The sequence below is a fragment of the Lichenibacterium dinghuense genome (assembly GCF_021730615.1).
GTDB lineage: Bacteria > Pseudomonadota > Alphaproteobacteria > Rhizobiales > Beijerinckiaceae > Lichenihabitans > Lichenihabitans dinghuensis.
In genome coordinates this window covers 2,959,670-2,978,946 of record NZ_JAJLMN010000001.1, presented here as the reverse complement: position 1 = coordinate 2,978,946, position 19,277 = coordinate 2,959,670, and the positions used below count along the sequence as shown (strand labels likewise).

14 protein-coding genes are annotated in these 19,277 nt (G+C 74.6%); 6 read left to right on the top strand and 8 right to left on the bottom strand.

All coding sequences use genetic code 11. From position 1 onward, the window contains the following. Positions 1 to 53 precede the first annotated feature (53 nt). Together L7N97_RS14185 and L7N97_RS14180 are read left to right on the top strand one after the other, a co-directional pair. Positions 54 to 914, top strand: a complete 861-nt coding sequence (locus L7N97_RS14185; RefSeq protein WP_237478995.1) for an NAD-dependent epimerase/dehydratase family protein — start codon at positions 54 to 56, stop codon at positions 912 to 914. Beyond that, entirely contained in the window at positions 911 to 1,270 is a 360-nt protein-coding gene (locus L7N97_RS14180; protein WP_237478994.1) for a hypothetical protein, read from the top strand. Before L7N97_RS14185 ends, L7N97_RS14180 begins: the two co-directional genes overlap by 4 nt. Before the next feature lie 197 nt (positions 1,271 to 1,467). Here the strand turns inward: L7N97_RS14180 and L7N97_RS14175 are convergent. Beyond that, positions 1,468 to 2,279 (bottom strand): IS5 family transposase gene (locus L7N97_RS14175; RefSeq protein ID WP_428980972.1). Its coding sequence is split into 2 segments (ribosomal slippage): positions 1,468 to 1,847 and positions 1,847 to 2,279, totalling 813 coding nucleotides; the frame shifts between segments, so codons are not numbered across the junction. Between the two features lie 73 nt (positions 2,280 to 2,352). On the opposite strand from L7N97_RS14175, the gene L7N97_RS14170 reads away from it, so the two are divergent. Further along, positions 2,353 to 3,567, top strand: coding sequence for a flagellar hook protein FlgE (locus tag L7N97_RS14170; protein WP_309242864.1), 1,215 nt, complete (start codon positions 2,353 to 2,355; stop codon positions 3,565 to 3,567). A 13-nt stretch (positions 3,568 to 3,580) separates the two neighbouring features. Here L7N97_RS14170 and L7N97_RS30060 read toward each other — a convergent pair whose 3' ends face one another. Next, on the bottom strand, positions 3,581 to 6,487 hold the full coding sequence (locus L7N97_RS30060; RefSeq protein ID WP_305069258.1) for a response regulator: 2,907 nt from the start codon (positions 6,485 to 6,487) through the stop codon (positions 3,581 to 3,583). Positions 6,488 to 6,669: 182 nt separating this feature from the next. Between L7N97_RS30060 and L7N97_RS14155 the strand changes: the two genes are divergently transcribed. Both L7N97_RS14155 and glf read left to right on the top strand, forming a co-directional pair. Continuing rightward, positions 6,670 to 7,164, top strand: a complete 495-nt coding sequence (locus L7N97_RS14155; protein ID WP_237478993.1) for a prolyl-tRNA synthetase associated domain-containing protein — start codon at positions 6,670 to 6,672, stop codon at positions 7,162 to 7,164. Positions 7,165 to 7,486: 322 nt separating this feature from the next. Further along, positions 7,487 to 9,730 (top strand): UDP-galactopyranose mutase, encoded by a 2,244-nt coding sequence (glf, locus tag L7N97_RS14150; RefSeq protein WP_237482239.1) that lies wholly within the window; start codon positions 7,487 to 7,489, stop codon positions 9,728 to 9,730. 581 nt (positions 9,731 to 10,311) lie between these two features. Here the strand turns inward: glf and L7N97_RS14145 are convergent. Together L7N97_RS14145 and L7N97_RS14140 are read right to left on the bottom strand one after the other, a co-directional pair. Beyond that, positions 10,312 to 13,770, bottom strand: a complete 3,459-nt coding sequence (locus tag L7N97_RS14145) for a YhaN family protein (protein WP_237478992.1) — start codon at positions 13,768 to 13,770, stop codon at positions 10,312 to 10,314. 10 nt (positions 13,771 to 13,780) lie between these two features. Beyond that, positions 13,781 to 15,067, bottom strand: coding sequence for a metallophosphoesterase family protein (locus tag L7N97_RS14140; protein ID WP_237478991.1), 1,287 nt, complete (start codon positions 15,065 to 15,067; stop codon positions 13,781 to 13,783). Between the two features lie 277 nt (positions 15,068 to 15,344). Here L7N97_RS14140 and L7N97_RS14135 point away from each other — a divergent pair, with 277 nt between their 5' ends. After that, positions 15,345 to 15,950, top strand: a complete 606-nt coding sequence (locus L7N97_RS14135; protein ID WP_237478990.1) for a tetratricopeptide repeat protein — start codon at positions 15,345 to 15,347, stop codon at positions 15,948 to 15,950. Here L7N97_RS14135 and L7N97_RS14130 read toward each other — a convergent pair. From L7N97_RS14130 to glpK, 4 genes are read right to left on the bottom strand one after another with little or no spacing between them, the layout of a single operon-like run. Further along, a complete protein-coding gene (locus L7N97_RS14130; protein WP_237478989.1) occupies positions 15,903 to 16,652 on the bottom strand; it encodes a hypothetical protein in 750 nt (249 codons plus the stop codon). The genes L7N97_RS14135 and L7N97_RS14130 overlap by 48 nt on opposite strands. Continuing rightward, positions 16,649 to 17,047: a hypothetical protein gene (locus L7N97_RS14125; protein WP_237478988.1), complete on the bottom strand. Its 399-nt coding sequence runs from the start codon at positions 17,045 to 17,047 to the stop codon at positions 16,649 to 16,651. The genes L7N97_RS14130 and L7N97_RS14125 overlap by 4 nt, the downstream gene beginning before the upstream one ends. Further along, positions 17,025 to 17,630: a hypothetical protein gene (locus tag L7N97_RS14120; protein WP_237478987.1), complete on the bottom strand. Its 606-nt coding sequence runs from the start codon at positions 17,628 to 17,630 to the stop codon at positions 17,025 to 17,027. The genes L7N97_RS14125 and L7N97_RS14120 overlap by 23 nt, the downstream gene beginning before the upstream one ends. A gap of 19 nt (positions 17,631 to 17,649) precedes the next feature. Then, the gene (gene glpK, locus L7N97_RS14115) at positions 17,650 to 19,143 is read right to left on the bottom strand and encodes a glycerol kinase GlpK (protein WP_237478986.1); all 1,494 of its coding nucleotides are present in this window, start codon (positions 19,141 to 19,143) and stop codon (positions 17,650 to 17,652) included. Between the last annotated feature and the right edge of the window lie 134 nt (positions 19,144 to 19,277).

The following is a 19,277-nucleotide window of genomic DNA, read 5'->3' as shown; positions in this document are numbered from 1 at the left end:
GCCGCGTGATCGGCTAAGGGAGGGAGGATCGCCGCCACGCCGAAAGGACGCGCATGCCGGACCCCTCGCCGCTCCGCATCCTCGTCACCGGCGCCGGCGGCAACCTCGGCCGCAAGCTCGTCGCCCACCTCGCCGAGGCGCCCTGGTGCGCGGCCGTCCTGGCGCTCGACGTCGAGGCCCCGGCCGCGGCCCACCCCAAGGTGCGGCCCCTCGCGATCGACCTCGCGCGGCGCTCGCCCGGCCTCGACGCGGCCTGCGCCGAGGCCGATGCGGCCGTCCACCTCGCCGCGCAGCGCCCCTACCCCGACGCCACCTGGGCCGACGCCGCCGCGTCCTTCGACATGACGCTGAACCTCGCCCTGGCGCTGGGGGATGCCGGCGGCCCGAAGCGCCTCGTCTTCGCCTCCTCCAACCACGTCATGGGCGGCTACGCGGAGGCGGAGCTCGCGCCGGGCACGCTGACGACGGCGCTGCCGCCGCGCCCCGGCACCCGCACCGGCGGGGTCGAGCCCGAGCGCGCCTATGCGGCGGCGAAGCTGATGGGCGAGCGGCTGCTGGCCGCGCGGGCCGAGGCCGGCGGCCTCACCGCGGTGAGCCTGCGCATCGGCTGGTGCCAGCCCGGCGACAACCGTCCCGGCACCATGACGGCCTCCGGGATCCCCGGCGATCCCGGCCCCGACACGCCGGAGGCGGCGCGCATCCTGCGCTGGTTCCGCGGCATGTGGCTGTCGAACCGCGACTTCCTCGCCGCCGTCTCGGCCGCCCTGCGCGCCGACGCGTCGGCCTGGCCGGCGCCGGCGATCGCGGTCAACGCCATGTCGGCCAACGCCGGCATGGCCTGGGACATCGGGGCGACGCGCGCGCTCATCGGCTACGCGCCGCAGGACGACTCTTCGCGCGAGGTCGCGCCGTGACCGGGGGGACGAGCCGCTTCCACGGGCTGCGCTGGGTCCGCCTGATGGCGGTCTTCGGCTCGGAAGGCGTGTGGCAGATGGACGGCACCGAGGGCGCCCTCGACGACCTCCCCGTGCCGCTTCCCCTGCGCGACCGCATCGACGCCTGGCAGGCGGCCTATGACGAGCACGACGACATGGACGAGGACGCGCCCGCGCTCGACGTCGCGCGCTTCGCCGCGGAGGGGCTGGCCATCGCCAAGGCCCTCAAGGCGGCGCTGCCGGACTGGACCGTGGTCTACCACGACGAGGCCAAGTCGAGGCGCGGCCTGCCCCGCGAAGCCTGCGAGACCGAGATCCTCGCACGGCCGTGGTGAAGCGCGGGGTAGGCCCCGGAGGGCGCGCCGCCAAGTCTCGACGGCGCTGTTTCTTCCGATCGCCCGAACTTCATCCGGAAAGACTGTCGAGCGACGGTTCCCGGTCAATATAACATAGGATGTCACAGTTCGGCACAAGCCTCGGATGCTCCTCTTTCGGTCGAAAGGAGCCCCGGCATGAGAGTCCGTCCGGGAAGTCAGGCTGCGCAACCTATGCGACGTAGCAGCATCATGACGGACGCAGCGTAGAGGAAGGCCTTTGCGGATGCGATTGTGGCCTCCGGATCCTTCCAGAGGCGTCGATTGCGGCTGATCCAGGCGAAGAAGCGCTCAACCACCCATCGCCGGGGGTGAACCACGAAGCCGACCTGCCCGGGTGGTTTGCGGACGATCTCGACGGCGATGAGCGTGGCGCTGTCCGGCTTGTCGCCGGCGTAGCCCGCGTCGGCGAAGGCCTTGGCGATGAAAGGATATGAACGGCGTGACTGCTTGAGCACCGGCACGGCCCCGTCGCGGTCCTGCACGTCGGCCGGCTGCGGGTCGAGCACCAGGGCGCGGCCGTCCGTGTCGACCAGGGCCGGCGCTTGCGACCCTTCACCTTCTTGCCCGCGTCGTAGCCCCGCGGACCGCCGCTCTCCGTGGTCTTCACGCTCTGGCTGTCGAGCACGGCCGCGGTGGGCGAAGCCTCTCGCCCGGCCCGCTCGCGATCCAGCATGACGAGATGGTGGTTGATGCCGGCGAACAGGCCCTCATCGCGCCACGCGCTGAAGTAGCCGTACACCGTGCTCTTCGGGGGCAGGTCCTTCGGCAACAGGCGCCAGGGAACGCCGCCCCGCAGCACATAGAAAATGCCGTTCACAATCTCCCGCAACGACCACAGCCGGGGCCGTCCGAGCGGGTTGCCGGGCGGCAACAGCGGTTCGATGACGGCCCATTCGGCGTCGGTCAGATCGGTTGAGTAGCGGAGTTCGGAGCGGCTATGCTGCTCGCGGGTGGCCGGGGTCCACATGGCGGTTCCAGATCAGGTTTCAGCACCCTCCTGGAATCATCTCAGCCCCGGCCACTCAACCCCACGTGCCCTTATCGGACGGACACTGAGCCTGTTCGGAACCCTCAACACCGGCGTCTCGGGCATGGCCGCGCAGGCCAACATGCTGAGCACCATCGGCGACAACATCGCGAACTCCGCGACCACGGGCTACAAGGACGCGACGGTCGCCTTCGAGACGATGATCGGGGACCGGTCGACCTTCGACTACAGTTCGGGCGGCGTGCAGTCCAAGGTGCGCTACGGCATCGGCGACCAGGGCACGCTCACGGCCTCGACCTCCGTCACCGACCTCGCCATCAAGGGCAACGGCTTCTTCGTCGTGCAGGGCTCGAACGGCGCGACCGCGCTGACGCGGGCCGGCTCCTTCGTGGCCGACGCGTCGGGCGACCTCGTCAACACCGCCGGCTACAAGCTGATGGGCTACAACCTGACCGACGGCTCGACCGCCACGGCCAACGGCACCGGCGGCCTGCAGGTCATCAACCTCAACAAGCAGCAGCTCAACGCCGCCCCGTCGCAGACCGGCACGCTGCAGTTCAACCTGCCCTCGAACGCGGCCTCCGGCGCCACGTCCAAGACCTCGATCGTCGCCTACGACGACCTCGGCAACCCGCTCACCCTCGACATCACCTTCACCAAGACCGGCACCAACGCCTGGAGCGCCCAGATCACAAACGACGCGGATGGGACGACGATCGGCGCGGCCCAGCCGCTGACCTACGACCCCACCACCGGCAAGCTCGCGAGCGGCAGCAACGCCAGCGCCACGACGCTGACGGCGGACCTGACGAGCCTCGGCGGCAAGAAGCTGACCCTCGACGTCAGCCAGTCGACCCAGCTCGCCTCGTCCTTCACGATCAACACCGCGACGGTGGACGGCAGCGCGCCTTCCAAGCTCGACCACGTCACGATCGGCACGGACGGCACGGTGACGTCCGTCTACGCCAACGGCGTCAGCGAGGCGACCTACCGCATCCCGCTCGCCGACGTGCCGAGCCCCGACAACCTGACCTCGCTGACCGGCAACGTGTACCAGGCCAACCTCGCCTCCGGGACCGTGACGGTCGGCACCGCCACCACGGGCAGCCTCGGCGAGATCGACTCGGGCAACCTGGAGAACTCCACCGTGGACCTCGCCACCGAGCTCACCTCCATGATCTCGGCGCAGCGCTCCTACGAGGCCAACTCCAAGGTCATCCAGGCCAGCTCCGACCTCCTCAAGGTCGTCGACCAGCTGTCGGCCTGACCCACGCCGTCGATCAGGGGGAGGCGGGCGCCGCCTCGGCGATGGCGCGGAGCCGGGACGCCAGGGCGCGCAGGCTCGTCTCGCCCTTGTTGAGGATCTGGCTGGCGCCCTGCAGGCGGCGGCGGTCCTCGCGCGTCAGGTCGCGCGCGGTGAGCACCACCACGGGGATGTCGGCGCAGCCCGGCACGGCCCGGAAGGATTCGAGGAAGCCGAAGCCGTCCATCACCGGCATCTCGAGGTCGAGCAGCACCACGCGGGGCAGCGCCGCCGCCACCGAGGCCAGCGCGGCCTGCCCGTCCCCGGCCTCCACCACCGACCAGTCGTCGCGCTCCAGCACGGTGCGGAGGTGGTGGCGCGTGTCGGGGTCGTCGTCGACCACCAGCACGTCGCCCTCGGCGTCGCGGAAGCGGTCCATCACCTGGCGGAAGCGCTCCCACTTCACCGGCTTCATCACGTAGTCGGCGGCGCCGAGCGAGGTCGCGAGCCCGCGCTCCTCCTGGAAGGTCACCATCACGACCGGGATGGCGGCCAGCACCGGGTCGGCCTTCAGCGCGGACAGCACCGACCAGCCGTCGAGCCCCGGCATCGTGACGTCGAGCAGGATGGCGCGCGGGCGCAGGCTGCGGGCGAGCTGCAGGCCAGTGTAGCCGTCCGGCGCCGTGAGCGCCCCGAACCCCTCGCGGCCGAGGAAGCGCGTCATCAGATCGCGCTGGGCGGGGTCGTCGTCGATCACCAGCACCACGTCGCGGTGCACGTCGGGCGCGCGGTGCGGCGCGGGTGCGGCGCCGTGGTCTCCCCCCTCGCCCGCGGCGGCCGGCGCTTCCGGCAGGGTCGCGGGCAGGAATATCGTGAAGGTCGAGCCCTCGCCGGGCGCGCTGTCGACCGACAGGTCGCCGCCCAGCATGGTGCCGAAGGCCTTGGAGATCGACAGGCCGAGCCCCGTGCCGCCGAAGCGGCGCGTGGTCGAGGCGTCGGCCTGGGTGAAGCGCTGGAACAGGCGCCCGAGCTGCTCCTCCGTCATGCCGATGCCGGTGTCGGCCACGCGGAACACCAGCCAGTCCGCATCGCCGTGGGCGCCCGTGATGCGCGACACCGACAGCGTGACGGTGCCGCCTTCCGTGAACTTGGCGGCGTTGGACAGGAGGTTGAGGAGCACCTGCCGGAGCTTGGTCACGTCCGTGTGCATGGTGCCGAGGCCGGGCTCGAGGTGGAGGTCGAGCCGGTTGTCCTTGCGGTCCACCAGGGCCTGCACGGTGGAGCCGAGGTCGCCCACCATCTCGGCCACGTCGAAGGTTTCGGCGTAGAGCTCCATGCGGCCGCTCTCGATCTTGCTGAGGTCGAGCACGTCGTTGATGAGGCCGAGCAGGTGGCGGGCGTTGGTCTCGATCTTGCGCACGTCCTCGGCCGGCGCGTCCCCGCCGCCGGCGTCGGCGAACTCCTCCTGCAGCATCTCCGCGTAGCCGATGATGGCGGACAGCGGCGTGCGCAGCTCGTGGCTCATGTTGGCGATGAAGGTGCTCTTCGCGAGGTTGGCCTCCTCGGCGGCGTCGCGCGCCGCGGCGAGCTCGCGCTCGGCGCGCTTGCGCTCGCCGATGTCGATGGCCACGGCCAGCAGGGTCGGCGCGGAGGCGCCGCCCGACGGGGCGCCCGAGGCGATGAGGCTGACCGTGTCGGCGACCCACACCTCGGCCCCGTCCGGCCGGACGTAGCGCTTCTCGACCGCGACCGCCTCGCCGGTCTCGGCCATGCGCTCGACCGGCAGCGCGATCCCGTCGTCCGGATGCGTGATGTCGGCCATGCGGAGCGCCAGCAGCTCCGCGCGGCCGCGCCCGACGAGCTCGCAGAAATGGTCGTTGACCGACAGGAAGCGGCCGTCGACGTCCGTCTCGGCGAAGCCGGCGCCGGTCTGGCGGAAGATGCCGGCGAGGTGGGCCTCGCTGTCGCGCAGCGCGGCCTCGGCCCGGGCGCGGTCCACCGCCTGCCACACGCGCGCCGCCACCTCCTCGACCAGCGCCACCTCGTCCGGCGTCCAGCGCCGCGGCTCGCGCCCGTTGACGAAGAGCCCCGCCGCCATGCGGCCGTCGCGGATCAGCGGCACGGAGATCAGCGCCCGCGCTTGCACGGCCAGCCATGCCCTGGGGTCGTCGGAGGTGTCGGCCAGCACGTCGGCGCGCACCACCGTCTCGCCCCGCCGCTGCGGCGCCACGATCGAGGGGCCGAAGTCGTCGAGGCGGAACAGGCCCGTCACCGGCGGCAACCCGTCGGCGTAGCTGGTTTCGAGCACGATGCTCTGGTCGTCGGCCAGCACGTGGCCGTAGCCGACCCGGTGGGCGCCGAGGTGGCGGCCCAGCGCCGACACGCTTTCGCGCACGATCCCGGCCGCGTCGGACACCTCGCGCAGCCGGGCGTCGAGGTCGAGGCGGAAGCGCTGGCGCCGGTCGGCCAGCACCTGGCCCGTGGTCTCGGTGCAGGGGCAGAACAGGCCATCGACGGAGCCGTCCTCGGCCCTCACGGGCGTGTACGAGAAGGCGAAATGCGTGTCCTCCGGGCCGTCGCCGCGGTCCAGGGTCAGCGCGATGTCGTCCATGTGGACCGGCTCGCCGCCGTACACCTGGTCGACCAGCGGCTGCAGCGCCTCGCGCAGGTCCGGCCACACGTCGAGGAAGGGGCGGCCGAGCGCGTCGTCGACGTCCTTGCCGCCGAGGATGGACGTGTAGGCGTCGTTGAACAGCAGGAGCCGCTCCGGCCCCCAGCACAGGAACATCGGCTGCTTGGCGGCCAGCATCACGCCCACCAGCGTCTTCAGCGACTGCGGCCAGGCCCCGGCCGGCCCGAGCGGCGTCGCGCCCCAGTCGCGCGCCCGCATGCGGGACCCCATGGCGCCGCCGCCCGACAGGAACACGGCCGATCCCGTTTCCATCACCACTGCGCCGCTCCGGCCGTCGTCCACGATGTCACGCCGCCGCCTCGCGCGCCGGCGCCGGGTCAATGCCGCAGGCTCGCGTTCCGTTCGGCGGAGCGGCCCCGCGGACGCGCCTCCGGCCTGGACGCAGGGCCGCGGCCCGGCTACTCGGCGCCGGGACGGCGTTGGAGGGGGCGGACATGGCGGACACAGGCGCGGACGATCCGGCCATCGCGGCGCTGTTCGGCCGGCTCGGCCTCGACCCCGCGCGCGTCGAGCACCCGCCGGTCCACACCGTCGAGGAAGCCCTGCCGCACTGGGCCGGCCTGCCCGGCGAGCACACCAAGAACCTGTTCCTCAAGGACGGCCCGCGCCTCTACCTCGTGACGCTGCGGACGGGCACCCGCGCCGACATGAAGGCGCTGGCCCCGCTGCTCGGCGCCAAGCGCCTGTCCTTCGCCAGCCCCGAGCGGCTGATGGAGCACCTCGGCACGGAGCCCGGCTCCGTGGGCTTCCTGAGCCTCGTGAAGGACGATGCCAAGGCGGTGCGCTTCGCCGTCGAGCGGGCGCTGTGGGACGCCGAGCGCGTCACCGCCCACCCGCTGCGCAACACCGCCACGGTGTCGCTGACGCGGGCCGAGTTCCGCGCCGTGCTGGCCGACCTCGGCGTCGAGCCGATCGTGCTCGACCTGTAGGGCGGGACCGGCGGCGCGGCATCGGACCGCGCGGCACGGGGCGGGATTCGCGCGGGCGGGCGAAGTCGGGCATTGCGGAAATGTCCGACGTCCGGGATGTTGCGCCGCACCCAAGCGGCGGAACGGGGTCTTCGACCCGCCCGTTGGCGTCACACGCGCGCGACCGTCCCTCCCGTCAGATCAAGGCAGCCCGTTGGATTCCTTCTCCGATCCCCGCATCCCGTCAGGCGCCACGCCCCCGGTCTCGGCTTTCCAGAAGGATCTCGTCGTCTGCTTCAGCCATCTGCGGTGGGACTTCGTGTTCCAGCGCCCGCAGCACCTGATGACGCGCTTCGCGCGGCGCGGCCCCGTGGTGGTGTTCGAGGAGCCGGTGTGGACAGACGAGGGCGCCCCGCGCCTCGTCAGCCGCACCGACGAGCGCAGCGGCGTGGTGGTGGCCACGCCCCACCTGTCCTGGCACCTGCCGGCCGCCGACAAGCGCGCGGCCCTGCGCTCCATGCTGGACCGCCTGCTCGCCGAGCGCGGCGCGCGCTCCCCCGTGCTGTGGTTCTACACGCCGATGATGTTCGACTTCGCGTCGCACGTCGGGCACGCGACCGTGGTCTACGACTGCATGGACGAGCTGTCGGGCTTCAAGTTCGCCGATCCCGAGCTGCCGCGGCTCGAAGCCGCGCTGATCGCCCGCGCCGACGCGGTCTTCACCGGCGGCCACGCCATCTACGAGGCCAAGCGCCACCTCCACGGCAACATCCACCCCTTCCCGTCGAGCGTCGACGCCGCCCACTTCGCGGCCGCCCGCGCGGGCGGCGAGGAGCCGGCCCTCCAGCGCGCCATCCCGCATCCGCGGCTCGGCTTCTACGGCGTGATCGACGAGCGCATGGACCTCGGGCTGGTCGACGCCCTGGCCGCGGCGCGGCCGGACTGGCACGTCGTCATGGTCGGCCCCCTGGCCAAGCTCGACCCCGCCGCCCTGCCGCGGCGCGCCAACATCCACTGGATCGGGCCGGCGTCCTACGACGAGCTGCCGCGCTACCTCGGCGGCTGGGGCGCGGCGCTGATGCCCTTCGCCATCAACGAGGCGACGCGCTTCATCTCGCCCACCAAGACGCCCGAATACCTCGCCGGCGGCCGGGTGGTCGTGTCCACCGCCGTGGCCGACGTGGTGCGGCACTATTCCGGCCTCGAATCCGTCCGCATCGCCGACACCGCCGAGGGCTTCGTCGCCGCGTGTGAAGCCGCGCTGGCGCTCGCCGCGGAGCCGGAGCGCTACGCCGCCGAGGTCGAGGCCCTGCTCGCCTCGAAGTCCTGGGACGCGACCTTCGACGCCATGGCGCGCATCGTCGACGCCGCCGCGGCCCGCCGCAGGGTGGCGCCGCCGGCCGGCATCGCCCTGCCGGCGCTCGACCGCGGCGCCCGCGCGGCCGACGTGCTGGTGGTGGGCGCGGGCTTCGCCGGCTCCGTCATGGCCGAGCGGCTCGCCGCCGAGGGCAACAAGCGCGTGCTGGTGATCGATCGTCGCCCCCACGTCGCCGGCAACGCCTACGACCACCTCGACGCGGCCGGCGTGCTGATCCACCGCTACGGCCCGCACATCTTCCACACCAATTCCGCGGCGGTGTTCGACTACCTGTCGCACTTCACCGCCTGGCGCCCCTACGAGCACCGCGTGCTGGCCCGCGTGCGCGGCCGGGAGGTGCCGATGCCGATCAACCGCACGACGCTGAACGCGCTCTACGGCCTCGACCTCAAATCCGACGCGGAGGCCGCGGCCTACCTCGCCTCTGTGGCCGAGCCCGTGTCGCCCGTCAGGACCTCGGAGGACGTCGTGGTGGCCGGCGTCGGCCGCGACCTCTACGAGACCTTCTTCCGGGGCTACACCCGCAAGCAGTGGGGCATGGACCCGTCCGACCTCGACAAGTCGGTGGCGGCCCGCGTGCCGGCCCGCACCGACACGGACGACCGCTACTTCACCGACGCGTTCCAGGCCATGCCGCGCGACGGCTACACGCGCATGTTCGAGCGCATGCTCGACCACGAGCGCATCGAGGTCGAGACCGGCGTGGAATACCGCGACGTCATGGCGGACGGCGTGTTCGACCACGTGGTGTTCACCGGCGCGGTCGACGAGTTCTTCGACCACCGCTTCGGCCGGCTGCCCTACCGCAGTCTGGAGTTCCGGCACGTCACGCTGGACCAGGAGCGGTTCCAGGCGGTCGGCACGGTGAACTACCCCGACGAGGCGGTGCCCTACACCCGCATCACCGAATACAAGCACCTCACGGGGCAGAAGCACCCGAAGACGTCGCTGACCTACGAGCACCCGCGCGCGGCAGGCGACCCCTACTACCCGATCCCGCGCCCCGAGAACCAGGCGCTGTTCAAGCGCTACGAGGCGCTGGCGCGGGAGCGCCACGACGTCAGCTTCGTCGGGCGGCTCGCCACCTACCGCTACTACAACATGGACCAGGTGGTCGGGCAGGCGCTGTCCACGTCCAAGGCGCTGCTGGCCCGCTGGGCGGCCTCGCCCCGCGACGGCCTGGGCCGCGGCGCGCTCGCGGACGCGTGACGTCCACCGTCATCGTGTAGGCGGATCCGGAGTCGGAGCGGAGCGGCGGCGGCGCCGAGCATCGCCCCGTATCCGCCACGGGGACCTCACCGTCATCGCGAGCGCAGCGAAGCGATCCAGCCTGCGCGCGCCGGAAGGGACGCCCCGCGCCGGGACGCGCGGCGGCTCACCGCGGCTGGATCGCGTCGCTCCGCTCGCGATGACGGCGGAGCCGTGGATCATCCGTTGACGGCGCTGGTGGTTGGAGTGGCGCGGTGGCGCCGCCGAGCCTCGCCCCGTGTCCGCCACGGCGTCCTCACCGTCATCGCGAGCGCAGCGAAGCGATCCAGCCCGCGCGCGCCGGAAGGGGCACCCCGCGTCGGGGCGCGGCGGCTCACCGCGGCTGGATCGCGTCGCTGCGCTCGCGATGACGGCGGAGCCGTGGATCATCCGTTCGCGCGGCCGGGGTCGAAGCGAAGCGGTGGCGCCGCCGAGCCTTGCCCCGTGTCCTCCACGACGTCCTCACCGTCATCGCGAGCGCAGCGACGCGATCCAGCCCGCGCGCGCCGGAAGGGGCGCCCCGCGCCGGGACGCCCGGCGGCTCACGCCGCCGTGAGGTCGTGCACCGTCACAGCCGGGCAGGCCGCGCGGGCGACGTCGATCAGGTGGCGGTGGTGGGTCAGGTAGATGACCTGCCCGACCTCGGCCATGCCGGCGAAGAGCCGGAACGCCTCCTCGGCGCGGAAGTCGTCGAACGTCTCCATGATGTCGTCGGCCACGAAGGGCACGGGCCGCCGCGTGCGCGCGAACTCGTGGTAGCCCGCGATGCGCAGCGCCAGGTAGAGCTGGAACCGCGTGCCCTTGCTCATGTCGGTGGCGAGCTTGGTGGCGCCGTCGGCCGCCACCCCGAGCAGCACCTCGGCGTCCTTCTCGGGCTGCGTGGCCAGCCCCCGGTAGCCGTGGCGGCTGATGTCGCGGAACGCGTCCGAGGCGCGGCCCATCATGGCGCTGCGGTGCCGGTCGCGGTAGGCGCGCAGCGCCGCCTCGGCGGCCGCCACGCCGGCGCGGAGCCGGAGGTAGCGGCGCGCCTGGTCCTCGACGTCGACGAGCAGGTTGCGCCGCTCGGCCTCGATGCGCGCCACGGCCTCGTCGCCCCCCACAGCCTCGACGGCGGCCAGAGCCGCGGCGCCGGCCGCGTAGAGCTCGCGCGCCTGGCTGTCGAGCGCGGCGAGGCGCGGCTCCAGCCCGGCGCGCTCCGCCTCCAGCGCGTCGCGGTCGAGCCCGTCGAGCGCCGCCTCGGCGGCGAGGGGGTCGTCCGTCCGCAGCGCGTCGCGGATCTCCCGCGCCGCCGCTTCGGCCTGCCCGCGCAGCTCCGAACGGCGCGCGGCGGCGCGCAGCCGGGTCTCGACGCCGGCCAGCGTGTCCACACCGAGATGCGCCGACATGAGGGAGGAGCGCCGCCCGACCGCCTCGGCCGCCTCGGCCGCCGCCCGGTGCCGCTCGCGCGCCTCGCCGAGGCGTCGTCCCGCGCCGGCCCGCAGCTCGCCTAGCCGCCGCGCTTCCGCGACCCGGCGCAGCACGGCCTCGTCGAGCCCGGCCTCCGGCCCGTCGGGGGCCATGCCCAGCGCATCCGCCACGGACCGGAGTTCGGCCGCGAAGGCGTCGCCGTCCCGGATCGCCGCGGCGGCGCGCTCGGCCAGGGCCGCGCGGGCGCCGAGCAGCGTCCCGAGTTCGGCCGCGGCCTTCAGCACTTCCCCGGCGGCGTCGGTCGAGGGCGTCCCGTCGAGGCCGGCCGCCGCGCAGGCCTCGGCCCAGGCGGCGCGCCACGCCGCGTCGGCAGCCTCGGCCTCGCCGAGCGCGCGGTCCCGCGCCGCGGCGTCGCGGCGCCGGTCCTCGGCCCGCGCCCGCAGCCCCTTCAGCGCCGCCGCGCCGTCGAGCGCCGCCGACGCCGCCGCGAGCAGGCGGTCGAGCGGCGCCGTGGGATCGTGCTCGACGCCCGCCTCGGCCAGCGCCGCACCGACGTCGGCGCGCGCCGCGGCGAGGTCGTCCGCCGCCTCGTCGCGGTCGCGCTCCGCGTCCCGCAGCGCGGAGGCGGCCGCGAGGGCCGCAGTGCGGCGCGCCGCCCAGGGGCCGAGGCGCGCCGCCACCGCGTCGGGCAGCGGCGGCTCCACCGGGCGCAGGGCCTCTGCCATCGCCGCCGCGGCGGCGTCGAGCGCGCCCGCCGCGGCCTCGCGGCGCCGCCCGGCTGCGGCCCGGTCGACCTCCAGCGTGGCGAGGGACAGGTGCAGCGCGTGCAGCCGCGCGACGTCCGCGGCCCGTCCGAAGCGCGCGCCGGCCGCGACGTCGTCGCGGCGCAGGGCGTCCTCGAAGGCCTCCGCGCTCGCGCTGTCGAGCCGGGCGCGGTGGTCCGCCCAGGCGCGCTCGCGCGCGGCCCGGAGCGACGCGGCCTCGGCGTCGCCGACGACGCCCGCCACTTCGCCGAGCGCGTCGGCCTCGGCGCGCATCCGGTCCCGCTCGGTTCGGAGCCGCTCCGCCTCCTCCTCGGTGCGGGCGAGCCGCGCGTCCGCCTCGGCCCGCGCGCGCTGCAGGGCCTCGAAGGCGGGGATGTCGGGCAGGCGCAGCGCGGCCAGCGCCGCGACGTCGCCGCTCCAGGGCGCGAGGTCGCGCAGCCGTCCCGCCAGCTCGTCGGCGAGGCGCGGCAGGGCGCGCTCGGCGAGGCGAAGCCGCGCTGAGCCGTCGCCCCCGCGGCAGGCCGCGACGGCCGCGGCGAGCCGGTCGAGGCCGACGGCGTCGGCCGGCGCGTCGCCGAGCGCCGCCACGGCCTCGGCGAGCCGCAGCCGGGCCTCGTCGCGCTCGGCCCGGGCCGCGGCGCAGCGGGCCTCGACGCCGGAGCGCCGCTCGATCAGCCCGCGCAGCGCGCCGCCCGCGGCGGCCGGGATCGCGGCGCGCTCCGGCGCCTCGCCGTCGGGGCGGCCGAGGCGGCGCAGGAGCTCGGCCGCGGCGCGGTCGGCGTCGCGCAGCTTCACCTGCAGCTCGGGCAGGTCGCGCGCGGCGGCGCGGGCGCGCCCGCGGAGGTCGGCCATGCGGTCGACCCGCGACGCCAGCGCCAGCGCCGCGGGATCCTCCGCGACGGCCTCCGCCTCGGCGGCGAGGCGCGCGAGCTCGGCGTCGAAGCCGCGGAGCTGCTCGCCGAGCGCGGCCTCGCGGCGGACGAGGTCCGGCAGCTCCTCGGCCCAGCCGGCCGGCGCCTCGGGCAGGCCGGCCAGGAGGGCGTCGAGCGGGGCGATCTCCCGCCGGACCTCGCGCAGGGCCGCGAGCCGCGGCAGGGCGCCGAGCAGGCGCGCGACCTCGCCGTGGCGGGTGCGGGCGGCCGCGAGCGCGGCGCTCCCCTCGGCATAGGCCGCGGCCGCGCGGTCGCGCCCCGCGACGAGCTGCGCGTATTGCGCCGCGTAGGTGTCGAGCGCGTCGCGGCGCGCCTTGCAGTCGGCGAGCCGCGCCTTCAGCTCGGCGAGGGCGGTGTCGCGCTTCTTCGGGCGGTGGAAGCCGTCGGCCTCGAGGCGCAGCTCGCCCAGCGTGCGGCTGAGCGCGGCGAGGCCCGCGCTGGCCGAGAACAGGAGCTGGCCGAGGTCGCCCCGGCTCGCCAGGATGGAGTTGCCGCCGGCTTCCAGCGTCTCGTCGTCGAGCGAGAACATGGTGCGGTAGGCCGCGCGGTCGATGCCGCCGAGCTCGCCCCCGACCAGCGCCTCCGACAGGGGCTGGCTCGCGGCGTCGAACAGGCTCGGGCCGGCGCGCTTCACCCGGAACAGCTCCTGCGCGCCGCCGGCGAACTCGACGACGCCGCCGACCCGCATGGTATTGTAGGGGTGGACGAAGTTGTAGCGGCTCTTGGTCTCGATGCCGAACAGCAGATCGAGGAAGGCCGAGAAGGCCGTCGACTTGCCGGCCTCGTTGGGGCCGTAGACGAGGTGGAGGTCCGGCCGGCCGTCCCGGCGCGGACCGAAGTCGAGCACGCGGTCGGTGAACTTGCCGTAGCGGGTGAGGTCGAGGCGGGCGAGGCGCATGGGTTCGGCCTCAGTCCGCGTCGTCCTGGCCGGCGCCGAGCCGCGCCAGCACGTCGTCGGCGCCCTCGGCGACGAGCGCGTCGAGGGTCGCGCCGAAGCTCGCCGGGTCGGAGCCCAGCATGTTGCGGCACTCGGGCGGCAGGGCCGCGCGCAGCTCCTCCGCCACGGCCTCCATCTCGGCGCGGAAGCCGTTCGAGCCGAGCACGTCCTCGTCGATCAGGCGGCGCAGCTCGTGCAGCGGGTCGCCCGGCAGGCCGGGAGCCGCGCCGTCGGCCGGGCCGGGGGCGAGGCTCGCCACCTCGATCTTCTCGATCGACACGGCGCCCAGCGCGGCCGCCCGCTCGTCGGCCTCGGCCTTGAGCAGGTCGATCTCGCGGCGCAGGCGCCACGCCAGCGGCGTCGTGCCGGTGACGCGCAGGCGCGCCACGAGGTGCTCGGAGGGCGCGGCTTCGCGCGCGAGCCCCAGCGCCGCGTCGATGGCGCGCGCCACGCCGCCCCAGTCGGCGACGCCGTCGAGGTCCACCGCGACGCGCTCGAACTGCGCCACGGAGGTGCGCCGGTGTTCGACGGTCACGCCGCGGTCATCGCCGACCGTCACCAGCGACACGCCCTTGGCGCCGCTCTCGTTGATGTCGCGGCCCTGCGGCATGCCGGGCATCACCACGGCGGGGGCGCCGCCGCGCGCCTGGAGCACGCGGCGCTTGTGGATGTGGCCGAGCGCCCAGTAGTGGAAGCCGGCCCCCTCCAGCTCCGCCTCCGTGCAGGGCGCGTAGGCGTCGTGCCCCTCCGAGCCGCCGAGGCTCGTGTGCATGATGCCGATGTTGACGGCGCCGGGCGTGGGGCTGCGGAACTTCGGCAGCAGGCTTTCGGCCGCCTGCGGCTCGCGGAAGCTCAGGCCGTGCACCACAACGTCGAAGCCCGCGCCCTCCACCGCCACGGCCTCGGCGCGCCCGCCGAACACCTTGACGCTGTCGGGAAAGGTCAGCTCGCGGGTGATGCGCGACAGGGCGTCGTGGTTGCCGCGGATCACGAAGGTGCGGATGCCGGCCTCGTCGAGGCGGCGGAGCTGGCCGGCGAGGAAGCGGGCGGTCTTCATCGACGTCTGGTCGCCGTCGTAGAGGTCGCCGCCGAGCATCAGCGCGTCCACCCCCTCGTCGAGGCACAGGTCGACGATGCCCACGAAGGCGCGCCGCGTGGCGTTGCCGATCAGCTCGGCCAGCGCGGGGTCGCGCAGCGCGAGCGACTTCAGCGGGCTGTCGAGGTGGATGTCGGCGGCGTGGACGAAGCGGTAGGCCATGCGGTGGAGCGCGTTCCCGGTCTGTCCCGAGGTGTCTACCGCAGCGGAGGGGCGGGCGCCACGGGGCGGCCCGCGCATCGTTCGGCCAAGGCCTTTCCAGAGGCCTGCCGCGGCGGGTCTCCCCCTCTCCCTTGTGGAGAGGGGAGCGGCAGGCGTCGCGCTTCGCCGAGTCAGATAGCTGCGATGCCCCCCTGCATCGAAGCCTGGTGTCCTGTACGCTGGCCCGAACGCGTCGGCATCGCGGTGATGTCCGGCGATCCGGCGACGGGGAGGCATCATGGCGCGACCCGAGGCACCCTTCGCGCGCTGCGCCGCCCTGCTGCGCGCGGGCGACCCCGCGGCTTCCGGCGCGCTCCGCGACTGCCTCGCGCGGCCGGCCGGCGACGCCGAGGGCTGGCTCGCGCTCGGCGAGGCGCTGGCCGGACTCGGGCGATCGGAAGCCGCCGCCGTCTGCCTCGCGCGCGCCCTGCGGGCGGCCGCGAGCGCGGATGTGGCGCTGCGGGCCGGCGTCGCGCTGCGGGGGCTCGGCCGCGCCGGGGAGGCCCGCGCCGCCTTCGCGGAAGCGGCGGCGCGCGACCCCGCCTCGGTGCGGGCCCGCTTCCTGCTCGGCGCCGCGGCCCAGGACGCCGGCGACCTCGCCGGGGCGGCCGCGGCCTACGCGGCGGCGCTGCAGCTCGACCCCGGCCTCGCCGAGGCGGCGCTGAACCTCGGCACCGTGCGCCAGGCGCAGGGCGACCTCGACGGCGCGCGCGAGGCCTACGGGCGCGCCGCGCGGCTCCGGCCCGACGGCTTCGCCCGCGCCGCCCAGGCGCTCACGACGGAGTCCATCGGCGAGCTATGGCTCGACCTCGGCGCCCTGCGTCGCGCGCTCGACCGCGCCTGACCGCCCCCGCCGCGCCCTGTGGCGGCGGCGGTAGTGGCCGGGCGCGGACAGCAGCGCGCGGGCTGTGCCCTCGTAGGCGTCGGCCCCGGCGGGGTCGAGCGGGCCGGTGTCGAGCTCCAGCGCCTCGCGCGGCACCGGAAAGCACTGGGCGACGGGCGTGCCGCGCGGCAGCACCCCCTCGAAGCCCGGGTCCTTCCACACGGCCGGGAACAGGATGCCGACGGCGGAGAAGCGGTCGGCGTCGACGAGGCCGGTGAGGAGCCGGAACGGCAGGTCCTCGCGGTTGGCCGGGTGGGCGGCGAAGAGCGACCAGCCGGGCGGCAGCTCCACCGTCCAGAAGCTGTTGAACTTCACCACCGCGCAGTCCGGCCGGTGGAAGGGCGAGCCCGCGACCTGGGCGGGCGGGTGGAACGACAGCGGCGAGCGCGGATGCGCCGGGAGCGAGGGCGTGGGCAAGTCCCAGTCCCAGGACAGGCGCCCGCCCGCGGCCCGCACGTCGCAGGGCAGCGGGATCACGAAGCCGTGCGCCATGGCGTCCACGAAGGGCGGGCAGTGCTTCACCGTCCGCACCGGGCCGCCGTGCAGCTCGGAGGCGGCGGTGCCCGGCATGGCGCGCAGCCAGTCCGGCAGCGCGGCGCGGGCCGGCACGGGCGGCGGGATGTGGCCGAGGAGGGCCGGGTCGCAGCGGAACCGGACCTTCACGGCCGGGGCGTGTTGGCGCGGCGGAGCGGCTCGTCGTCCACCATAACGTTGCGGCTCTTGAACTCGGCCGGGCTGGCGAAGGTGAGGTACTCGCGCAGGCCGGGGTCGTCGCCGACATTGGGGAAGAACGGCAGGTCGAGGGTGCGCGAGGGATCGCCGATCCAGGGCGGGGGACTGTCGGGCGCGTGGCGCTTGAACAGGTACTCGGCGGTGCCCCCGATCAGGGCGTCGAGCCGTGGGTCATCGAAGCGCGGCGGCTCCTCGGCCAGCATGGCCGAGCGGGCAGCGGGCGAAGGTTCGGCGTAGAAGGCTTGGAGGAAGTCGCCGATGGCCTTGTCGAACGGCTGTCCGGCTCGGATGCGCCGGCACGCTTCAGCGAGGGTAGATGGGCGCATCGCCGTCCTCCTGCCGCTCTCCCATCAGGCGCTTCAGCAGGAAGCGCTGCTTCGCCCCGTCGGCCGCGCTGCGCGGGAAGTAGCGGCCCAGGACCTCCATCGCGCCTTCGGCATCCACGCCGACGACGCGCATGAGGTTGAGGATGTCGGCGCTGTCCTGCGGGCCCTTGTAAGGGTCTGCGATCCGGGCCGCCTTGAGTTTGAGGCTCAAGAGGTACTCGGCCTTCGGGACGGTGACGGTGAGGCCGGCGGGACCCGAGCGGGGGAACGACCCGAACTCGACGTGGTCGGCCGCCCGGTCGGCCAGGGGGCTCAGGTGGAACGTCACGGCGTCGTTGAGCCAGCCCTCGGACCAGCCGTTGCGGCGGGCGATCCCGCTCACGGCCGCGCTCAGCCAGTCCGGCCAGGGCGTGCCGATCTCGGCGATGTCGACGTCCTCGGTCGCGAAGCGGAAGTTGCTCGCCAGCATGAGGGCGGCCCCGCCGTAGACCGCGAGTTCGAGGCGCGTGCCGTGGTCGCGCGCCGCGGCGCCCAACGCGTCGAAGGCGGCCAGCAGGCCCGCCCTGTCGAAGAACACGCCCATCGCGCCCGTCCGCCGCCCCTCAAGGCCTCAGAATGGTCCGCGCCACCGCGTCGCGCCAGCCGGCGAGCTTGGCGTCGCGCTTGTCCGCCGCCATGGTGGGCTCGAACCGGCGCTCCAGCTTCCACAGGCGCGCGAACTCGTCCGGCGCGGGGTAGAAACCCGATTGCAGGCCCGCGAGGTAGGCGGCGCCGAGCGCCGTGGTTTCCAGCACCGCCGGCCGGTCCACCGGCGCGTCGATCATGTCGGCGACGCTCTGCATCGTGTAGTCGCTGGCGCTCATGCCGCCGTCGGCGCGGATCACCGCCGCTTCCGACACGTGGGCGGCGTCCGCCCGCATCGCGTCGACGAGGTCGCGGGTCTGGAAGGCGGTGGATTCCAGCGCCGCGCGGGCGATCTCGCGCCGGCCGGAGCCGCGCGTCAGCCCCGTGACCGTGCCGCGCGCCTCCGCGTCCCAGTGCGGCGCGCCGAGGCCGACGAAGGCCGGCACGAGGTAGACGGGCTGGTCGGGATCGGAATCGGCCGCGAGGGCACCCGTCTCGGCCGCCGAGCGCACGAGGTGCAGCCCGTCGCGCAGCCATTGCACGGTGGCGCCGGCCGAGAAGATCGAGCCTTCCAGCGCGTAGGAGCGCGTCCCCCCGAGCTGGTACGCAACGGTGGTGAGCAGGCGGTGCGTCGAGGGCACGGGCGCCTCGCCGGTGTTGAGCAGCACGAAGGCGCCTGTGCCGAAGGTCGCCTTGACCATGCCAGGCGCGAAGCAGGCCTGGCCGATCAGCGCCGCCTGCTGGTCGCCCGCGATGCCGCGCACCGGCAGGGATCGGCCGAAGTGGCGCGCCTCGGTGGCGCCGAACTCGGCCGCGCAGTCCATCACCTCGGGCAGCATCGCCTCCGGCACGCCGAACAGGCGGCACAGCTCCGCGTCCCAGGCGCCGCGGCGGATGTCGTGGAGCGCCGTGCGGGACGCGTTGGTGGCGTCGGTGGCGTGCACCCGGCCGCCCGTGAGGTGCCACAGCAGGAAGGTGTCGACCGTGCCGAAGGCGAGCTCGCCGCGCTCCGCCCGCGCCCGCGCACCATCGACGTGGTCGAGGATCCAGCCGACCTTGGTGGCCGAGAAGTAGGGGTCGAGCAGCAGGCCGGCGCGCTCCTGCACGAGCTTCTCCGCGCCGTCCCGCTTGAGGTCCGCGCAGGCGCTCGCGGTGCGCCGGTCCTGCCACACGATCGCGGGGTGGATCGCGGCGCCGGTGCGCCGGTCCCACACCAGCGCGGTCTCGCGCTGGTTGGCGATGCCGAGCGCCGCCACGGAGAAGCCGGCCTCCTCGGCCCGCGCCATGGCGATGCGGGCCGTGGAGATCGAGGTGCGCAGGAGGTCCTTCGGGTCGTGCTCGACCCAGCCGGGGCGCGGGAAGCCCTGCGGGAACTCCTCCTGCGCGGAGGCCACCGGCGTGGCGTCCGGCCCGAACGCGATGGCGCGGGTCGAGGTCGTGCCTTGGTCGATGACGAGGATGGCGCCGGGCATGGGGGACTCGGGGACGTGAACGCTGGGAGGAGACTATCGCCCGGCCGCGCCCCATCCACCAGCCTTCGGCCGGTCCCCCTCCCCCGCTTCGCAGGGAAGGGTAGTGTGGCGGGCGACCGGTCTTGGGTCGGTAC

What these genes read in the sequence shown, in the direction of transcription:
- L7N97_RS30060 (WP_305069258.1), bottom strand. Translation starts at nt 6,487, where the DNA reads ATGGAAACGGGATCGGCCGTGTTCCTGTCGGGCGGCGGCGCCATGGGG.
- L7N97_RS14145 (WP_237478992.1), bottom strand. Translation starts at nt 13,770, where the DNA reads ATGCGCCTCGCCCGCCTCGACCTCACCCGCTACGGCAAGTTCACCGAC.
- L7N97_RS14120 (WP_237478987.1), bottom strand. Translation starts at nt 17,630, where the DNA reads ATGGGCGTGTTCTTCGACAGGGCGGGCCTGCTGGCCGCCTTCGACGCG.
- glf (WP_237482239.1), top strand. Translation starts at nt 7,487, where the DNA reads ATGACGCGCTTCGCGCGGCGCGGCCCCGTGGTGGTGTTCGAGGAGCCG.
- L7N97_RS14185 (WP_237478995.1), top strand. Translation starts at nt 54, where the DNA reads ATGCCGGACCCCTCGCCGCTCCGCATCCTCGTCACCGGCGCCGGCGGC.
- L7N97_RS14140 (WP_237478991.1), bottom strand. Translation starts at nt 15,067, where the DNA reads ATGGCCTACCGCTTCGTCCACGCCGCCGACATCCACCTCGACAGCCCG.
- L7N97_RS14135 (WP_237478990.1), top strand. Translation starts at nt 15,345, where the DNA reads ATGGCGCGACCCGAGGCACCCTTCGCGCGCTGCGCCGCCCTGCTGCGC.
- L7N97_RS14125 (WP_237478988.1), bottom strand. Translation starts at nt 17,047, where the DNA reads ATGCGCCCATCTACCCTCGCTGAAGCGTGCCGGCGCATCCGAGCCGGA.
- L7N97_RS14155 (WP_237478993.1), top strand. Translation starts at nt 6,670, where the DNA reads ATGGCGGACACAGGCGCGGACGATCCGGCCATCGCGGCGCTGTTCGGC.
- glpK (WP_237478986.1), bottom strand. Translation starts at nt 19,143, where the DNA reads ATGCCCGGCGCCATCCTCGTCATCGACCAAGGCACGACCTCGACCCGC.